A 17,969-nucleotide genomic window follows, 5' to 3' on the forward strand; every position below is an offset into this window, starting at 1 on the left:
AACATCCAAGGCGTAAGACTCCAGTTCGCCTCGGAAGCGCCAGACGGGGTACTCGGCCTGCCCCAAGGGGTGCTCGGCCCGCCCCGCCGGCCGGCGGCCCCACCGGCCCCAAGGGTGGCGTGACCAGCAGAAGTTCCGGGGGCGGCGCCCCTCGTCGTGCCACCGCGGCCGGCGGTGGACGCAGTCACGTCGCTGGCACTGTCGGATAGCGGCTGGCGCTTCGGCGCCGTGTGGAGCATTCTGACGGTCTGGGCCCAGGCGAGCAGGTCGAGCCGGTCAGAGCGAGTTGCAGCCAGGCTTGGTTGATCGCGAAGACACGGGACGGGAACCGGCCGAAGCCGGTGTCCTTCCCGGCGCGGATGCGGTCCTCGACCCGGGCGTGGGCCCGGTGTCGGGCCTCCAGGAACTGGGCGCTGCCGTTGCCGGATGGGGTGTCGGTGGCGACGACCTGGTGCCGCCAGCCTTCGACGGTGTCGAACAGCGACAACTGAGCGCCGGGGTGCGGGCGTTCCCGGCCGCCCCTCACCTAGTCGCACAGACCGCGCCAGCCGATGTTCTCGGGCAGCCGTCTCTGTGGGCAAGCGAGGGGAACTGGAGGCGCTGCCCCTCGGGCTGCTCGGACCCGCAGCCTGATTTATCCGTTTCCACCGTCAGGTCGCATTGTGCGCCTTCTGTAATGGCTTCCCAACTGCCGGTGGCTCTGAGAAGGGCCGCAGGGTCTAGCTTCGCCGTCGAACGGACGAATCTACCCCGCTGATGCGCCAGCGAGGCCCTTCTCCGCTTTTGCGTGTGCTGCCGGTGTGGCACGATCGTGAAACCTCTACCATTCGATACCCCCACAGGAGCAGCTGATGTCTGGTCGGACGCCTCGCCCGCTGGGCGCCCTACTCGCGCTCGCGGCAGCCGTCGCGTTCGTGGGCAGCCTGCTGAACACCGATGCTCGACCGGCGGATTACACCTGGGGTGCCCCGACCGCTCACGCGGTCACCGTCGTCGCTCGGTAGGTCACTCTCGCCGCACCAGTCAAGAGGGAGCGGGATGGTAGCCGGCCCACCCGCAGCACGCAGAAGCACGGAGCAGGCCTGGCTGATTACCGGCCCGCTGGCGATGATGGCCGTGGCTTGTTGCCTTCTCCTCGCGGTCGCCGCAGCGCCGCCCCCCGGGAACCTGGTCATCGCGGGGGTGCTCTTCCTCGCCATGGTCGCAGCCAGCGCCCAGGTGTTGCAGATCGTGGTTCAGCGCCAGGCCATCGAGGTCATAGTCACCGAGATTCCCCTGGTCCTGGCCTTCTATCTGCTACCGCCGCTGACTGTGGTGGTGATCGCCGTGCTGGCGGCCCTCATCGGGCAGCTCAGGCGTCGGCTCAGTGCGCCAAAGGTCTGTTTCAACCTTGCCCGGACCGCGGCCGCCGTATCGCTGGCCGGCACCGTGCTGGTGGCCCTGCCGCCTCTGGAGGGCGTCGGCTCGAGTACTTGGGCGGCCCTTTTCTTGGTGGTCACCGTCAATGCGCTGTTCAACCTCGTGGCGATCTCCGGCGTGATCAGTCTGCTTCACGGCTGGCAGGCTGGCTGGGAGGTCATCAGGACTGCCCCGGCGCCCCAGATGGTGTCCGCGGTCAACGTGGTCGTTGGCCTGGTAGTCCTGATCGCGATCGATTCCAATTGGTGGTCGGTGATCCTGATCGCGGTGCTGGTGGTCGCGGTGGTCATGTTCTACCGATCGTATGCGCAGTTCCTCCGGCAGCACCGCACCCTCGGGAAGATGTACGAGCTGACACGGGCGATGACCGAGAATGGCCAGACGGGGAACCTGGCCGACGTCCTGCTTGGTCGGATCCGGGAGCTGATGCAGGCCGAGTACGGGACGCTCTGGTTGCCCGCCCAGGGCCGGCATCCTGAGGTCCTGCTAACCGCCCGGCTGGACGACCGGGGGTTGTTGGACGTCGCTCTTACCCCCGCGGTCCTGCGGCAGCGCACCTACGACGCCGGCCGGACGTTGTCGGTCGGCCGGGAGCTGGGCGGCGACGCCGAGTTGCGGCGCGAGCTCAGTGACCAGCGGGTGAAGGACGCCATCGTGGTGCCGCTCCGCTCCGGCCCGGCCGTCATCGGCACCCTGGAGGTGGCCAACCGGCTCAGCGACGTCGGCCACTTCACCGCCAGCGACATCCCCATCTTCGAGACCGTCGCGGCGCACGCCGCGGTCGCCCTGGAGAATTCCCGCCTGGTCGACCGGCTGCGGCACGACGCGTACCACGACGTGCTCACCAAGCTGCCCAACCGCCGGCGGATCACCGGCGCGCTCGACGAGGCGGTCAAGATCCGCGCGCCCGGCGAGGTGGTGGCGGTGCTGCTCTTCGACGTGGACGGCCTGCGCCGGGTGAACGAGTCGCTCGGCCACGCCGCGGGCGACAAGATCCTCGTCGAGGTGGCCGAGCGGCTGCGCGCCTGCGCGCCCTCCTCGGCGCTGGTGGGCCGCGCCGGCGGGGACGAGTTCCTGGTCACCCTCCGGTTGGAGAACGCCGAGGCGGCGCTGGAGTTGGCCGGCCAGCTCCGCGACCAGATCCGCGACGAGATGGTCTTCGACGCCCTCACCCTCGACGTGGACACCGCGGTCGGGGTCGCCGTGCACCCGGACCACGGCAGCGACGCCGCCTCGCTGCTGCAACGGGTCGACCTGGCCGCGACGGCGGCCAAGTCGGTACCGGGCAGCGTGCAACTGTTCAACCCGGCGCTGGAGTCCCGGTCGCTGCGCCGGCTCGGCCTCGCCGGCGACCTGCGTCGCGCGCTCGACGAGGGCGCGCTGGAGGTCTACTTCCAACCGAAGGTGACGCTGCGGGACCGGCGGTTGGTCGGGGTCGAGTGCCTGGCCCGTTGGGACCATCCGACGCACGGGACGGTGAGCCCGGAGGACTTCGTCGCGGTGGCCGAGCACACCGGCCAGCTGGGCCAGCTCACCGAGGTGGTGCTGCGGGAGGGGCTGCGGCGCAGCCGGGACTGGAGCCACGCCGGCCAGGCGCTCGCCGTCGCGGTCAACCTCGCCGCGCGTACGCTGACCGACCAGCACTTCCCGGACCGGGTACGCGAGCTGCTGACCGAGTACGGCGTCCCGCCGCAGCGGCTCACCTTCGAGCTCCGCGAGTCCGGGGTGCTGGACGGCACCGACCGGCCGATCCCGACCCTCCGCCGGCTGCGGGACCTCGGCGTACGGCTCTCGGTGGACGACTTCGGCACCGGCGACTCCTCCCTGGCCCACCTGCGCCGCCTGCCGGTGCACGAGGTCAAGGTCGACCGCTCCTTCGTGCAGGGCATGGCGACGGATCCCGGGGATCTGGCGATCGTCAACGCGGTGGTCACGCTCTCCCAGCAGTTCGGCCTGGCCGTGGTGGCCGAGGGTGTGGAGAGCGAGCTGACCCTGGAGCTGCTCCAGGACATCGGCTGTGAGATCGGCCAGGGCTTCCTGTTCAGCCGGCCGCTGCCGTACGAGCGCCTGGAGGCCTGGTTCGGTGCCCAGGTGGGCCCGGAGACGATCTCCGCCGGCGAGTTGCCGAGACTGCGTGTCGTGCCCTGATCTGCGGAAACGCGGTGGAGGGGGATCCGATTTCACCTCGGCGATGGGGTCATGTACTGTTACCCCTGCGCGACGCCTTCCGGGGTGATCGGGCAGGCCCCCTTAGCTCAGTCGGCAGAGCGTCTCCATGGTAAGGAGAAGGTCTACGGTTCGATTCCGTAAGGGGGCTCAGAGGGTCCGGCTGGACCCGCCTGCGGCGGTGTAGCTCAGATGGCAGAGCAAGCGGCTCATAATCGCTGTGTCGCCGGTTCAAGTCCGGCCACCGCTACTCTCGTCCACCGGGCTTCGTTCCCGGCGGTTGGTGGGACGGGCGCCACTGGCGCCCACTTTGCATGTCCGCGCATTGGCTGCGTAGGCTGATGCGTCGTAGTTGATACTTAGCGAGGAAGGCACTCCGCCGTGGCGAAGGCGACCGATGTCCGGCCGAAGATCACTTTGGCGTGTGTGGAGTGCAAGGAGCGCAACTACATCACGCGCAAGAACCGTCGTAACGACCCGGACCGCATCGAGCTGAAGAAGTTCTGCCCCCGGGACGGCAAGCACACGGTCCACCGCGAGACCCGCTGACCCGCGGCCGGCGCTGCCGGCCCGTCCCCGCTTCACCGAACGCCGATCCGCACGGATGGCGCGGCACAGGCCGCCCCTCCCGCGCGGGTCGGCGTTCGGCTTCGCCGTGTAGGTTCGGCGGCATGTCCCTGGACCCGTCCTTCGTCGGCCGGACCTATCCGCCGACCGCCCCCTACCAGGTGGGCCGAGAAAAGATCCGCGAGTTCGCCGCCGCCGTCGGCGCCACCGACCCGGCTCACCACGATCCGGAGGCGGCCCGGGCGCTGGGCCACCCGGACGTGGTCGCCCCGCCGACCTTCCCCGTGCTGGTCACCATGGCCGCCAGCCGGCAGATCGTGGAGGACCCGGCGCTGGGTGTCGACTACAGCCGGGTGGTCCACGGCGACCAGCGCTTCGCGTACACCCGCCCGGTGGTGGCCGGGGACGAGCTGGTCTGCGTCAACACCATCGAAGAGGTCACCACCAGGGGTGGGCACGGTTTTCTGACCACCCGCACCGACGTCAGCACCACCGCCGGCGAGCCGGTGGTCGCCGTCTGGTCCAAGATCGTCGTACGCGGGGAGGCCTGACATGGAGCTGCCGACTCAGACGTTCCGGATCACCCGGGCGGATCTGGTCCGCTACGCGGGCGCCTCCGGCGACTTCAACCCGATCCACTGGAGCGACCGGACCGCCACGAAGGTGGGCCTGCCGGGGGTGATCGCCCACGGGATGTTCACCATGGCGCTGGTCGGCCGGGCGGTCGCCACCTGGGCGGGCGCGCCCGACGCGGTGGTCGACTTCGGCGTCCGGTTCACCAGGCCGGTGGTGGTTCCGGACGACGACCAGGGCACCGAGGTCGAGGTCAACGCGGTGGTGAAGGAGGTCACCGAGGAGGGCCTGACCAGGCTCGACGTGACCGCCACCTGCCTGGGGGCGAAGGTCCTCTCGCAGGCCCGGGCGACCGTCCGGACCCCCGCCGACCGCTGATCCACACGTGATGGGCGGTACCGGTTGGGAAAGTCGGGGGACTACCCGTACACTGGTCCGCCGTGGGGCAAGTGACCCCTGCCCGGCCCTCGTGCCGGGCGGGGCGAGCGTTGCCGCACAGGGGTGTAGCTCAATTGGCAGAGCAGCGGTCTCCAAAACCGCAGGCTGCAGGTTCAAGTCCTGTCACCCCTGCGCCTCAGGCCTGACCGTTCCCGTGGGTCGCGCCGCCAACCGGCGGCGTCCGGCCCGTGGTGGTGGCATCGGCGGGGTGGTTCCGAGGCATCGGGCCCCTTCGTCCGGTCCGCCGGCCGCGGCCCGTCGCGGGACGGCTGGTCCGGCCGGCGTGACCAGCGCCGCGCACGCCCATCGGCGTGCGACCGACATCCCGCGACGGAGGGCGAAGTGGCCGAGAGCAAGCGGCGCGGCGAGGACGCCGGCGACGAGGGTCTGCGCGACGAGCGCGACGAGCTCGTCGACGACGTGGCCGCCGACGACGACGCCACCGGAGCGGACGAGCCGGTAGCCCGGGGCGGCACAGCGACCCGCGCGCGGGCCCGCGCCGGTTCGGCCGACAGCAAGCCGAAGACCCGTACCGACACCGACCGGGTCGGGCTGTTCGCCCGCATCGCGCGTTTCTTCCGCGAAGTGGTCGCCGAACTGCGTAAGGTCATCTGGCCGACCCGCAAGGAGCTGCTGACCTACACGGCCGTGGTGGTGACGTTCGTCGCGGTGGTGCTGACGATCGTCGGCGTTCTCGACTTCGCTTTCGCGAAGGGCGTGCTGTGGGTCTTCGGCAACCCCAGCTGACCGGCCGACTGAGCCGATAGTGACGGAAGTGAGCGAGCGTGCCTGAGTACGACGAGACCGCCGAGACCACGGACGAGCAGTCCACGGTGGCGACGGCGGCCAGCGACGAGTCGGTCGAGGCCGCCAGCGAGCCGGAATTCCCGACCACCGAGCCGGCCCCGGAGGAGGAGTACGACCCGGTCGCCGAGCTGCGCCAGAAGCTGCGCTACGCCCCCGGCGACTGGTACGTGGTGCACTCGTACGCCGGCTACGAGAACAAGGTCAAGACCAACCTCGAGACCCGGATCACCTCCCTCGACATGGAGGAGTTCATCTACCAGGTCGAGGTGCCGACCCGGGAAGAGGTCGAGGTCAAGAACGGCAAGCGGTCCCAGGTCCAGGCCAAGGTCTTCCCCGGCTACATCCTGGTCCGGATGGAGCTGACCGCCGAGTCGTACTCCTGCGTGCGCAACACGCCGGGGGTCACCGGCTTCGTCGGTGCGACCGACCGGGCCGACCGGCCGGCGCCGCTGAGCCTCGACGAGGTGCTGAAGTGGCTGGCCCCGGCGGTCGAGACCGAGCAGAAGAAGGCGAAGCCCGAGATCAAGGTCCTCGACTTCGAGGTCGGCGACTCGGTCACCGTCACCGACGGCGCGTTCGCCTCGCTGCCGGCGACGATCAGTGAGATCAACGCCGACCAGCAGAAGCTCAAGGTGCTGGTGTCGATCTTCGGCCGGGAGACTCCGGTCGAGCTGAACTTCAACCAGGTCGCCAAGATCTGACGTCCGGGTCGCCGGCGGTGGGCGTTCGCCCGCCGCCGGCGTACCCGTTTCCGCCCTTCCGCCGGACCTTGACGGACCTCGACGCACGGGGCGGTGGAACGCTGCGCTACCCTAGAACGTCGTCGCTGTCGCACCGCGCTGACCGTGCGCGCCCGCAGCCGGCACCTTTCCCAGTTCCAAGCCCCAGGAAGTGACATGCCTCCGAAGAAGAAGCTCGTCAAGACGTTCACGCTTCAGCTGAAGGCGGGCCAGGCGACCCCGGCCCCGCCGGTCGGCCCCGCGCTCGGTCAGCACGGCGTGAACATCATGGAGTTCTGCAAGTCCTACAACGCGCAGACCGAGGCTCAGCGGGGCGACATCGTCCCCGCCGAGATCAGCGTGTACGAGGACCGGACCTTCACCTTCGTCCTGAAGACCCCGCCCGCCGCCCGGCTGCTGCTCAAGGCCGCCGGTGTGGAGAAGGGCTCCGGCGTGCCGCAGAGCCAGAAGGTCGGCTCGGTGAGCCAGGCCCAGGTGCGGGAGATCGCCGAGAAGAAGATGGTCGACCTCAACGCCAACGACATCGACCAGGCCGCGAAGATCATCGCCGGCACCGCCCGGTCGATGGGCATCATCGTCAGCGACTGACGTCGGTCAGCACTTTTCCGATCAGTTCGTGGGAGGGCACGCGGTCACCGCGGCCCGCCAGAGACCACAGGAGTAGTCAGAAATGCAGCGCAGCAAGAGCTACCGCAAGGCCGCCGACGTCATCGACCGGTCGAAGCTCTACACCCCCGCCGAGGCCGTGAAGCTGGCCAAGGAGACCACCAACGTCAAGTTCGACGCCACGGTCGAGGTCGCGATGCGCCTCGGCGTCGACCCCCGCAAGGCGGACCAGATGGTCCGCGGCACGGTCAACCTGCCGCACGGCACCGGCAAGACCGCCCGCGTGATCGTGTTCGCCGCCGGCGCGAAGGCCGAGGAGGCCGTCGCCGCCGGTGCCGACGAGGTGGGCACGGACGAGCTCGTCGCCCGGATCCAGGGCGGCTGGCTGGACTTCGACGCCGCGATCGCCACCCCGGACCAGATGGCCAAGATCGGTCGGATCGCGCGGATCCTGGGCCCGCGCGGCCTGATGCCGAACCCGAAGACGGGCACGGTGACCATGGACGTCACCAAGGCCGTCCAGGACATCAAGGGCGGCAAGATCACCTTCCGGGTGGACAAGCACTCCAACCTGCACCTGATCATCGGCAAGGCCTCGTTCTCCGAGACCCAGCTGGTGGACAACTACGCCGCCGTCCTCGACGAGGTCCTCCGCGCCAAGCCGTCGGCGGCCAAGGGCAAGTACCTCAAGAAGGTCACCCTGACCACCACCATGGGCCCGGGCGTACCGATCGACCCGAACCTGGTGAAGAACCTTCAGGAGGGCTCGGCCGAGGGCTGAGCACGACTCCCGCGAAGGGGCCCCGCCACGACTCGTGGCGGGGCCCCTTCCGTTCGCCGGGCTGTGGCAGGCTCGCGGCAGGCGGCTGGAGGACGTCTGGTTCCGGTACCACCGGCGCGGTCCGCGGGTGTTGCGAGCGGCGCAGGCCCGGACCGAGCCGGGCGAGGTGGCGGTCGTGCTCGACCGCAACGGCGTGGGCAGGTTCCACGCCGCCGCCCGCGACCTGGTCCCCGCCCTGGTCGACGAGGTGGGCGGGGTGGCCACCCTGGTGCTCGGCCTGAGCGGCTCGGTGGCGCCGTGGCTGGTGCCGCCGGTGATGGCGACCGCCCGGGGCGCTGACCGGCCCGCTGGCCACCTCGACGGCGCTCCTGCTCAGCGCGGCGGTGCCGGCCTGGGCCGTGGTGGCTCTGGCCGGCCGGGCCCGGCGACGTCGCGCCCGCCCCTGAGCGGGCCGGACAGCAGCCGGCGCCGGCCGTGCGGGGGGCCTCCGGCCTGCCGCGTGCGCTCGTGGGGTGGGCGCTGCCGGGCGCCGCCGCGCCTATCCTGACAGGTGCCGGCCGCCGGGAGTGACCGGGCGCACGCGGGAGGCGATTTGGTGCTCACCGTCGCGTGGCGTAACCTAGTGGCGAAGTTCCACCCAGAGACCGCTGGTCACCGTGCTCCGGCACGGTCGAAGGTCCCGCGATGACGGGCGACCCGCGCAGGGCGGCAAGCGAAAATCGGCTCTTTCCGTGGTCCGCCGACCATGGCGATCGTGCCGGCCCTCGCCCCGTGCGCCCTGCGCCGGGGCTTTTCTCGTTGTCGTGATCCTCCGCCGCCGTCCCAGGCCCTTCCGGCCTGCCGACGGCGACCAGCCTCGAGCAACGAGAGAGGAGGGACATGGCGGACAAGCCGATCCGGGCCGACAAGGCCACGGCCGTCGCTGAGCTGACCGACAGCTTCCGTAACGCGGGCGCTGCGGTGCTGACCGAATACCGTGGTCTGACGGTTTCCCAGCTCACCCAGCTGCGGCGCTCGCTCGGCAAGGAGACCACCTACACGGTCGCGAAGAACACGCTGGCGAAGCGTGCCGCGACCGAGGCGGGCATCTCCGGCCTCGACGAGCTGTTCACCGGTCCTACCGCGCTGACTTTCGTTTCGGGCGACGTCGTCGAGGCGGCGAAGGGGCTTCGCGACTTCGCGAAGGCCAACCCGAAGCTCGTCATCAAGGGCGGTGTCTTCGAGGGCAAGGCCATTTCCGCGGCCGAGGTCACGAAGCTCGCCGACCTGGAGTCCCGTGAGGTGCTGCTGGCCAAGCTGGCCGGCGCGATGAAGGGCAACCTGAGCAAGGCCGCGGCCCTGTTCCAGGCTCCGCTCTCCAAGACCGCCCGTCTGGCGGCCGCCCTGCAGGACAAGCGCGAGAAGGAGGGCGCCGAGGCGGCCTGAGGCCTCCCGGCGCACCCAGTTCTTACCTAACAGATTCAGGAAAGGACGCCAGACATGGCGAAGCTCAGCACCGACGAGCTGCTCGACGCGTTCAAGGAGATGACGCTGATCGAGCTCTCCGAGTTCGTGAAGCAGTTCGAGGAGACCTTCGAGGTCACCGCCGCGGCTCCGGTCGCGATGGCCGGCCCGGGTGCCGCCCCGGCCGCCGCCGAGGCCGAGCCGGAGAAGGACGAGTTCGACGTCGTCCTCGAGGCTGACGGTGGCAAGAAGATCCAGGTCATCAAGGTCGTGCGTGAGCTGACCGGCCTGGGCCTCAAGGAGGCCAAGGACGTGGTCGAGGCCGCGCCGAAGGCCGTCCTGGAGAAGGTCAACAAGGAGACCGCCGAGAAGGCCAAGGCCAAGCTCGAGGGCGAGGGCGCCAAGGTCACCCTCAAGTAATTGAGGTACGACCAGGCGCGCGTCCGGCTCACGTGAGCCGGGGCACACCGCATCGCGGCGGGCGGTGATCCGGGAACGGGTCACCGCCCGCTGTGGTTGGTGGCTACCGGTGGCAGCGGCGTGAGCAGGACGTCCGACGCCCGGCGTACGGCCCCGCGGCGGTGCCTGGCGGTGCTCCTACGGTGGGAAAGAGGGCGGCTACCCGAGACCGGCCCTTGACGCGGCACCGACTCCCAGGCACGCTGACACCAGCAAGACCTTCCGCGCTTGCGACGGCCACCTCTCGGGTAATGGCAGCGGCAGCACCACCGGCCGCGACACTCGAGCGGCCCGGCAGGAACGACGCGTTCCGAGCGGCCCGGCAGACCCGGTTTCCCGGGGTCCCGAGGCACGTTCCGCGCCGACCTGCGGGGTGGGCTGGACAGCGGTTAGCCTCTCGGCTACACTGCTAGTTTGCGCTGCCTTCCGTCTTGACCCCTGCGCGGAAATGTCCGTTTACGGATATTTCTGGTGGGGTCATTGGAGTGCACGCGTACCAGCCGTTCTGCAGCACCGGTCCTCGGAAGGACGCATCTTGGCAGCTTCCCGCCCTGCGAAGACCAGTCGTACGTCGAGCGCTTTCGCTCCCCGCCGAGTTTCTTTCGGCAGGATCACCGAACACCTCGAGGTCCCCAACCTCCTCGCCATCCAGAACGAGTCCTTCGACTGGCTCGTCGGCAACGAGGCTTGGCAGGGCCGGTCGGCGGACGACCCGCACGCACGCTCGGGTCTCGCGGAGATCCTCGACGAGATCAGTCCCATTGAGGACTTCTCCGGCACCATGTCGCTCTCCTTCTCGGCACCGCGCTTCGACGAGGTCAAGGCCTCGATCGAGGAGTGCAAGGAGAAGGACCTGACCTACTGCGCACCGCTGTTCGTGACCGCGGAGTTCACCAACAACACCACTGGCGAGATCAAGAGCCAGACGGTGTTCATGGGTGACTTCCCGATGATGACGCCGAAGGGCACCTTCATCATCAACGGCACCGAGCGCGTCGTGGTCAGCCAGCTCGTCCGGTCCCCGGGCGTCTACTTCGACAAGCAGCCGGACAAGACCTCCGACCGCGACCTCTCCAGCGTCAAGGTCATCCCGAGTCGGGGTGCCTGGCTGGAGTTCGACATCGACAAGCGCGACACGGTCGGCGTCCGCATCGACCGCAAGCGCCGGCAGGCCGTCACGGTCCTGCTCAAGGCCATCGGATGGTCGGCCGAGCAGATCCGCGAGCGGTTCGGCTGGTCCGAGCTGATGATGACCACGCTCGAGAAGGACCACATCGCCGGCCAGGACGAGGCGCTGCTCGACATCTACCGGAAGCTCCGCCCTGGCGAGCCGCCGACCCGCGAGAACGCCCAGACCCTGCTCGACAACCTCTTCTTCAACCCGAAGCGGTACGACGTCGCCAAGGTCGGTCGTTACAAGTTCAACAAGAAGCTCGAAGTGGGCGTCCCGATCACCACGGGCACGCTCACCGAGGACGACATCGTCGCCACCGTGGAGTACCTCTGCCGGCTGCACGCCGGTGAGGACGGCTACGAGGCCGACGACATCGACCACTTCGGCAACCGGCGCCTGCGCACGGTCGGCGAGCTGATCCAGAACCAGGTCCGGGTCGGCCTGTCCCGGATGGAGCGGGTCGTCCGCGAGCGGATGACCACGCAGGACGTCGAGGCCATCACGCCGCAGACCCTGATCAACATCCGCCCGGTGGTGGCGGCGATCAAGGAGTTCTTCGGTACGTCGCAGCTGTCCCAGTTCATGGACCAGACCAACCCGCTGGCGGGCCTGACCCACCGGCGCCGGCTGAGCGCGCTCGGCCCGGGTGGTCTGTCCCGGGAGCGGGCCGGCTTCGAGGTCCGTGACGTGCACCCGTCCCACTACGGCCGGATGTGCCCGATCGAGACGCCGGAAGGCCCGAACATCGGCCTGATCGGCGCGCTGTCCACCTTCGCCCGGGTCAACCCGTTCGGCTTCATCGAGACGCCGTACCGGAAGGTCGTCGAGGGTCGGGTCACCGACCAGATCGACTACCTGACCGCGGACGAGGAGGACCGGTTCGTCAAGGCGCAGGCCAACGCGCGGCTGAAGGCGGACGGCACCTTCGCCGAGGACCGGGTCCTGTGCCGCCGTAAGGGTGGTGAGACCGAGGACGTGGTCCCCGGTGCCGTCGACTACATGGACGTCTCGCCGCGGCAGATGACCTCCGTCGCGACCGCGATGATCCCGTTCCTCGAGCACGACGACGCCAACCGGGCCCTGATGGGCGCGAACATGCAGCGCCAGGCGGTGCCGCTGGTCAAGGCCGAGTCGCCGCTGGTCGGCACCGGCATGGAGTACCGGGCCGCGGTCGACGCCGGTGACGTCGTTGTCGCCGAGGTCGGCGGTGTGATCGAGGACCTCTGCGCCGACTACATCACCATCCACCAGGACGACGGCCACCGCCGGACGTACCTGCTGCACAAGTTCCGCCGCTCCAACGCCGGCTCCTGTGTCAACCAGAAGCCGGTCGTCTTCGAGGGCGACCGCGTCGAGGCCGGTCAGGTCATCGCCGACGGTCCGTGCACCGACGAGGGCGAGATGGCGCTCGGGCGCAACCTGCTCGTGGCGTTCATGTGCTGGGAGGGCCACAACTACGAGGACGCGATCATCCTGTCGCAGCGCCTCGTGCAGCAGGACGTGCTCACCTCGATCCACATCGAGGAGCACGAGGTCGACGCCCGGGACACCAAGCTCGGCCCGGAGGAGATCACCCGCGACATCCCGAACGTCAGCGAGGAGATGCTCGCCGACCTCGACGAGCGCGGCATCATCCGGATCGGCGCCGAGGTCGTCCCCGGCGACATCCTGGTCGGCAAGGTCACGCCGAAGGGCGAGACCGAGCTGACCCCGGAGGAGCGGCTGCTCCGCGCGATCTTCGGTGAGAAGGCGCGTGAGGTGCGGGACACCTCGCTGAAGGTGCCGCACGGCGAGACCGGCACGGTCATCGGCGTGCGTACCTTCTCCCGCGAGGACGGCGACGAGCTGCCGCCGGGCGTCAACGAGCTGGTCCGGGTGTACGTCGCCCAGAAGCGCAAGATCCAGGACGGTGACAAGCTCGCCGGCCGGCACGGCAACAAGGGCGTCATCTCCAAGATCCTGCCGATCGAGGACATGCCGTTCCTCGAGGACGGCACCCCGGTCGACATCGTGCTCAACCCGCTGGGTGTGCCCTCCCGGATGAACATCGGCCAGGTCCTGGAGACCCACCTCGGGTGGGTGGCCAAGACCGGTTGGAGCGTGGAGGGCGACGACACGGCGTGGAAGAAGGCGCTACGTTCGATCGACGCCCACGAGTCCGAGCCGGACACCAACGTGGCCACGCCGGTCTTCGACGGTGCCCGCGAGGAGGAGATCTCCGGTCTGCTCGCGTCGACCCTGCCCAACCGGGACGGCAAGCAGCTGATCGGTTCCTCCGGCAAGGCGCAGCTGTTCGACGGTCGCTCCGGCGAGCCGCTGCCGGACCCGATCGCGGTCGGCTACATCTACATCCTGAAGCTCAACCACCTGGTCGACGACAAGATCCACGCTCGGTCGACCGGACCGTACTCGATGATCACGCAGCAGCCGCTGGGTGGTAAGGCGCAGTTCGGTGGTCAGCGTTTCGGTGAGATGGAGTGCTGGGCGATGCAGGCGTACGGCGCCGCCTACGCCCTGCAGGAGCTGCTGACGATCAAGTCCGACGACGTTCTCGGCCGGGTGAAGGTCTACGAGGCGATCGTCAAGGGCGAGAACATCCCCGAGCCGGGCATCCCGGAGTCGTTCAAGGTGCTGCTCAAGGAGCTGCAGTCGCTGTGCCTCAACGTCGAGGTGCTCTCCAGCGACGGTGTGGCCCTGGAGATGCGCGAGACCGACGACGAGGTGTTCCGGGCCGCGGAGGAGCTGGGCATCGACCTGTCCCGGCGCGAGCCGAGCTCGGTCGAAGAGGTCTGAGGTGAGTGGTCGGGAGCCGGCTCGCCGGCTCCCGACCCCACCCACTAGCTAGCAGTACAGACGACGACATAGGGGACATAGTGCTCGACGTCAACTTCTTCGACGAGCTGCGCATCGGCCTCGCCACCGCCGACGACATCCGTCAGTGGTCGCACGGTGAGGTCAAGAAGCCTGAGACGATCAACTACCGCACCCTGAAGCCGGAAAAGGACGGGCTCTTCTGCGAGAAGATCTTCGGTCCGCAGCGGGACTGGGAGTGCTACTGCGGTAAGTACAAGCGGGTCCGCTTCAAGGGCATCATCTGCGAGCGCTGTGGCGTCGAGGTGACCCGTTCCAAGGTCCGTCGTGAGCGGATGGGGCACATCGAGCTCGCCGCTCCGGTGACCCACATCTGGTATTTCAAGGGCGTGCCGAGCCGGCTGGGCTACCTGCTGGACCTCGCCCCCAAGGACCTCGAGAAGATCATCTACTTCGCCTCGTACGTCGTGACGAGCGTGGACGCCGAGTCGCGTCACCGTGACCTCTCGACCATCGAGAACGAGATCCTCGCCGAGAAGCGGCAGTCCGAGAACAGCCGCGACTCGGAGATCGAGAAGCGGGCCGCCAAGCTCGAGGCCGATCTGGCGGAGCTGGAGGCCGAGGGCGCCAAGGCGGACGTCCGGCGCAAGGTCAAGGAGGGCGGAGAGCGCGAGATGCGCCAGATCCGCGACCGGGCCCAGCGCGAGATCGACCGCCTCGACGAGGTGCTGGACACCTTCCGCAAGCTGGAGCCGAAGCAGCTGGTCACCGACGAGCTGCTCTACCGCGAGCTGCGCGACCGCTTCGGCGAGTACTTCACCGGCGGCATGGGCGCCGAGGCCATCAAGGCGCTGGTCCAGAACATGGACCTCGACGCCGAGGCCGAGAGCCTGCGGGAGACCATCCGCTCCGGCAAGGGCCAGCGGAAGATCCGGGCGCTCAAGCGGCTCAAGGTCGTCGCGGCGTTCCTGAACACCCGCAACTCGCCGCTCGGCATGGTGCTGGACTGCGTCCCGGTCATCCCGCCGGACCTGCGCCCGATGGTGCAGCTCGACGGTGGCCGCTTCGCGACCTCCGACCTGAACGACCTGTACCGCCGCGTGATCAACCGGAACAACCGCCTCAAGCGGCTGATCGACCTCGGCGCGCCCGAGATCATCGTCAACAACGAGAAGCGGATGCTCCAGGAGGCCGTCGACGCGCTGTTCGACAACGGCCGTCGTGGCCGGCCGGTCACCGGCCCGGGTAACCGCCCGCTGAAGTCGCTCTCCGACATGCTCAAGGGCAAGCAGGGCCGGTTCCGCCAGAACCTGCTCGGCAAGCGCGTCGACTACTCCGGCCGTTCGGTCATCGTGGTCGGCCCGAAGCTGAAGCTGCACCAGTGCGGCCTGCCCAAGCAGATGGCGCTGGAGCTGTTCAAGCCGTTCGTGATGAAGCGGCTGGTGGACCTCAACCACGCGCAGAACATCAAGTCCGCCAAGCGGATGGTCGAGCGGCAGCGGCCGGTCGTGTGGGACGTGCTGGAAGAGGTCATCGGCGAGCACCCGGTGCTGCTGAACCGCGCGCCGACCCTGCACCGGCTGGGCATCCAGGCCTTCGAGCCGCAGCTGGTCGAGGGCAAGGCGATCCAGATCCACCCGCTCGTCTGCACCGCGTTCAACGCGGACTTCGACGGTGACCAGATGGCGGTGCACGTGCCGCTGTCCGCCGAGGCCCAGGCCGAGGCGCGGATCCTGATGCTGTCGTCGAACAACATCCTCAAGCCGGCCGACGGCAAGCCGGTCACCATGCCCACCCAGGACATGGTCATCGGTCTCTACCACCTCACCCACCTCACCCCGGGTGGCAAGGGCGAGGGCCGGGCGTTCAGCTCGGACGCCGAGGCGCGGATGGCCTTTGACGCCGGTGAGCTGCACCTGCAGACCCCGGTCAAGATCCGGCTGCGCGGCGTGGTCGGTGTCGACAACGGCGCCGGCGCCGAGCCGTGGGTCGCGCCCGAGGGCTGGGTCGAGGGCGAGCCGCTGACCGTGGAGACCACGCTCGGCCGGGTCCTGTTCAACGAGACGCTGCCGCAGGGCTACCGCTTCGTGAACTACGAGATCCGCAAGGGCCAGCTCTCCGCGATCGTCAACGACCTCGCCGAGCGCTTCCCGAAGGTGGCGCTGGCCGCCACCCTCGACGGGCTCAAGGAGGCCGGTTTCCACTGGGCCACCTGGTCCGGCGTCACCATCGGCATGGAGGACGTCATCGCTCCGCCGCGCAAGCGGGAGATCCTGGAGCGGTACGAGAAGGAAGCCGACCGGATCGACAAGCAGTACCAGCGTGGTCTGATGACCGCCGAGGAGCGCCGCGGCGAGCTCATCGAGATCTGGACCAAGGCGACCAACGAGGTCGCCAAGGAGATGGACACCGCGCTGCCGCAGGAGAACCCGCTGTGGAAGATGATCAACTCGGGTGCCCGCGGTAACCTGCTCCAGCTCCGGCAGATCGCGGCGATCCGTGGTCTGGTGGCCAACCCCAAGGGTGAGATCATCCCGCGGCCGATCAAGGCCAGCTACCGGGAGGGTCTGTCCGTGCTGGAGTACTTCATCTCCACGCACGGTGCCCGCAAGGGTCTCGCCGACACCGCGCTGCGTACCGCCGACTCGGGTTACCTGACCCGTCGTCTGGTGGACGTCTCGCAGGACGTCATCATCCGCGAGGAGGACTGCGGCACCGACCGGGCGATCCCGATGCAGATCGGCGAGCGGTTGGACGGCAAGCTGGTCGTGCACGAGCACGCCGAGACCAGCGTGCACGCCCGTACCCTGGCCGACGACATCAAGGGGCCGGACGGCACCGTGGTCGCCGAGCGGGGTCAGGACATCAACTCGATCGGGGTCGACAAGATCGTCGCCGCCGGGGTGGAGACCGTCCGGGTGCGCAGCGTGCTCACCTGCGAGTCGAAGCTGGGCGTATGCGGTGCGTGCTACGGCCGCTCGCTGCCGACCGGCAAGACCGTGGACGTCGGCGAGGCGGTCGGCATCATCGCCGCCCAGTCGATCGGTGAGCCGGGTACGCAGCTGACGATGCGTACCTTCCACACCGGTGGTGTCGCGGGTGAGGACATCACCCAGGGTCTGCCGCGTGTCCAGGAGATCTTCGAGGCGCGGATTCCGAAGGGCAAGGCGCCCATCGCCGACACCCCGGGCCGGATCCGGATCGAGGACGGCGAGCGGTCGCGGAAGATCATCGTGGTGCCGGACGACGGCAGCGACGAGATCGTCTACGACAAGATCTCCAAGCGGGTCCGGCTGCGGACCCACGACGGGGACCACGTCGAGGTCGGCGAGAAGCTCACCGAGGGCACCATCGACCCGCACGAGCTGCTGCGCATCCTCGGCCCGCGCGCGGTCCAGGTCCACCTGACCCAGGAGGTCCAGGAGGTCTACCGCTCGCAGGGTGTGCTCATCCACGACAAGCACATCGAGATCATCATCCGCCAGATGCTCAAGCGGGTGACGGTCATCGACTCCGGCTCGACCGAGTTCCTGCCGGGTGTGCTGGTCGACCGGGCGCTGTTCGAGTCGGAGAACCGCCGACTCGTCTCCGAGGGCGGCGAGCCCGCCGCCGGTCGCCCGGTGCTGATGGGTATCACCAAGGCCTCGCTGGCCACCGACTCGTGGCTCTCGGCGGCCTCCTTCCAGGAGACCACCCGGGTGCTGACCGACGCGGCGATCAACTCGCGCAGCGACTCGCTGGTCGGCCTCAAGGAGAACGTGATCATCGGTAAGCTCATCCCGGCCGGTACCGGCATCAGCAAGTACCGCAACGTCCGGGTCGAGCCGACCGAGGAGGCGAAGGCCAAGGTCTACTCGATGACCGGCTACCCGGAGACCGACTACGGCTTCGGGCCGGCCAGCGGGCAGGCCGTGCCGCTGGACGACTTCGACTTCGGGTCGTACCGCTAGCAGTGACCGACGAGGCCCCCGGCGTGACCGCCGGG

At 69.0% G+C, this 17,969-nt stretch carries 13 protein-coding genes, 3 tRNA genes and 1 pseudogene; 16 read left to right on the forward strand and 1 reads right to left on the reverse strand.

Translation table 11 applies throughout. The features are described from left to right. Positions 1-236: 236 nt before the first annotated feature. Positions 237-526, reverse strand: a pseudogene (locus tag AB0I41_RS14055) (IS1380 family transposase); the annotation flags it as partial. 512 nt (positions 527-1,038) lie between these two features. Between AB0I41_RS14055 and AB0I41_RS14060 the strand changes: the two are divergent. From AB0I41_RS14060 to AB0I41_RS14135, 16 genes are all read left to right on the forward strand, one after another. Then, the gene (locus AB0I41_RS14060) at positions 1,039-3,567 is read left to right on the forward strand and encodes a bifunctional diguanylate cyclase/phosphodiesterase (RefSeq protein WP_357106394.1); all 2,529 of its coding nucleotides are present in this window, start codon (positions 1,039-1,041) and stop codon (positions 3,565-3,567) included. Between the two features lie 96 nt (positions 3,568-3,663). After that, positions 3,664-3,736 (forward strand) — tRNA-Thr (locus AB0I41_RS14065). Between the two features lie 26 nt (positions 3,737-3,762). Continuing rightward, positions 3,763-3,835: transfer RNA gene (locus AB0I41_RS14070), tRNA-Met, on the forward strand. 131 nt (positions 3,836-3,966) lie between these two features. Next, the gene (gene rpmG / locus AB0I41_RS14075; RefSeq protein WP_013288652.1) at positions 3,967-4,134 is read left to right on the forward strand and encodes a 50S ribosomal protein L33; all 168 of its coding nucleotides are present in this window, start codon (positions 3,967-3,969) and stop codon (positions 4,132-4,134) included. Positions 4,135-4,256: 122 nt separating this feature from the next. Continuing rightward, entirely contained in the window at positions 4,257-4,703 is a 447-nt protein-coding gene (locus AB0I41_RS14080) for a MaoC family dehydratase N-terminal domain-containing protein (RefSeq protein WP_357106396.1), read from the forward strand. A 1-nt stretch (position 4,704) separates the two neighbouring features. After that, a complete protein-coding gene (locus tag AB0I41_RS14085) occupies positions 4,705-5,103 on the forward strand; it encodes a MaoC family dehydratase (RefSeq protein WP_357106398.1) in 399 nt (132 codons plus the stop codon). A 119-nt stretch (positions 5,104-5,222) separates the two neighbouring features. Further along, positions 5,223-5,295: transfer RNA gene (locus AB0I41_RS14090), tRNA-Trp, on the forward strand. 210 nt (positions 5,296-5,505) lie between these two features. Further along, a complete protein-coding gene (gene secE, locus AB0I41_RS14095; RefSeq protein WP_357106400.1) occupies positions 5,506-5,910 on the forward strand; it encodes a preprotein translocase subunit SecE in 405 nt (134 codons plus the stop codon). A 38-nt stretch (positions 5,911-5,948) separates the two neighbouring features. After that, complete coding sequence (nusG, locus tag AB0I41_RS14100) at positions 5,949-6,671, forward strand: transcription termination/antitermination protein NusG (RefSeq protein ID WP_357106402.1); 723 nt, start codon at positions 5,949-5,951, stop codon at positions 6,669-6,671. Between the two features lie 195 nt (positions 6,672-6,866). Continuing rightward, positions 6,867-7,298, forward strand: a complete 432-nt coding sequence (rplK, locus tag AB0I41_RS14105) for a 50S ribosomal protein L11 (protein WP_357106404.1) — start codon at positions 6,867-6,869, stop codon at positions 7,296-7,298. 82 nt (positions 7,299-7,380) lie between these two features. After that, on the forward strand, positions 7,381-8,097 hold the full coding sequence (rplA, locus tag AB0I41_RS14110) for a 50S ribosomal protein L1 (RefSeq protein WP_357106406.1): 717 nt from the start codon (positions 7,381-7,383) through the stop codon (positions 8,095-8,097). A 34-nt stretch (positions 8,098-8,131) separates the two neighbouring features. After that, the gene (locus tag AB0I41_RS14115; RefSeq protein WP_357106409.1) at positions 8,132-8,644 is read left to right on the forward strand and encodes a hypothetical protein; all 513 of its coding nucleotides are present in this window, start codon (positions 8,132-8,134) and stop codon (positions 8,642-8,644) included. A 332-nt stretch (positions 8,645-8,976) separates the two neighbouring features. Continuing rightward, positions 8,977-9,522, forward strand: coding sequence for a 50S ribosomal protein L10 (rplJ, locus tag AB0I41_RS14120; RefSeq protein ID WP_130328959.1), 546 nt, complete (start codon positions 8,977-8,979; stop codon positions 9,520-9,522). 54 nt (positions 9,523-9,576) lie between these two features. Further along, on the forward strand, positions 9,577-9,960 hold the full coding sequence (gene rplL / locus AB0I41_RS14125) for a 50S ribosomal protein L7/L12 (RefSeq protein ID WP_357106412.1): 384 nt from the start codon (positions 9,577-9,579) through the stop codon (positions 9,958-9,960). 574 nt (positions 9,961-10,534) lie between these two features. Then, positions 10,535-13,966, forward strand: a complete 3,432-nt coding sequence (locus tag AB0I41_RS14130) for a DNA-directed RNA polymerase subunit beta (protein ID WP_357106415.1) — start codon at positions 10,535-10,537, stop codon at positions 13,964-13,966. 80 nt (positions 13,967-14,046) lie between these two features. Continuing rightward, positions 14,047-17,934: a DNA-directed RNA polymerase subunit beta' gene (locus tag AB0I41_RS14135; protein WP_357106418.1), complete on the forward strand. Its 3,888-nt coding sequence runs from the start codon at positions 14,047-14,049 to the stop codon at positions 17,932-17,934. The last annotated feature ends 35 nt before the right edge of the window (positions 17,935-17,969 follow it).

Source organism: Micromonospora sp. NPDC050200, assembly GCF_040656135.1.
Lineage (GTDB): Bacteria > Actinomycetota > Actinomycetes > Mycobacteriales > Micromonosporaceae > Micromonospora.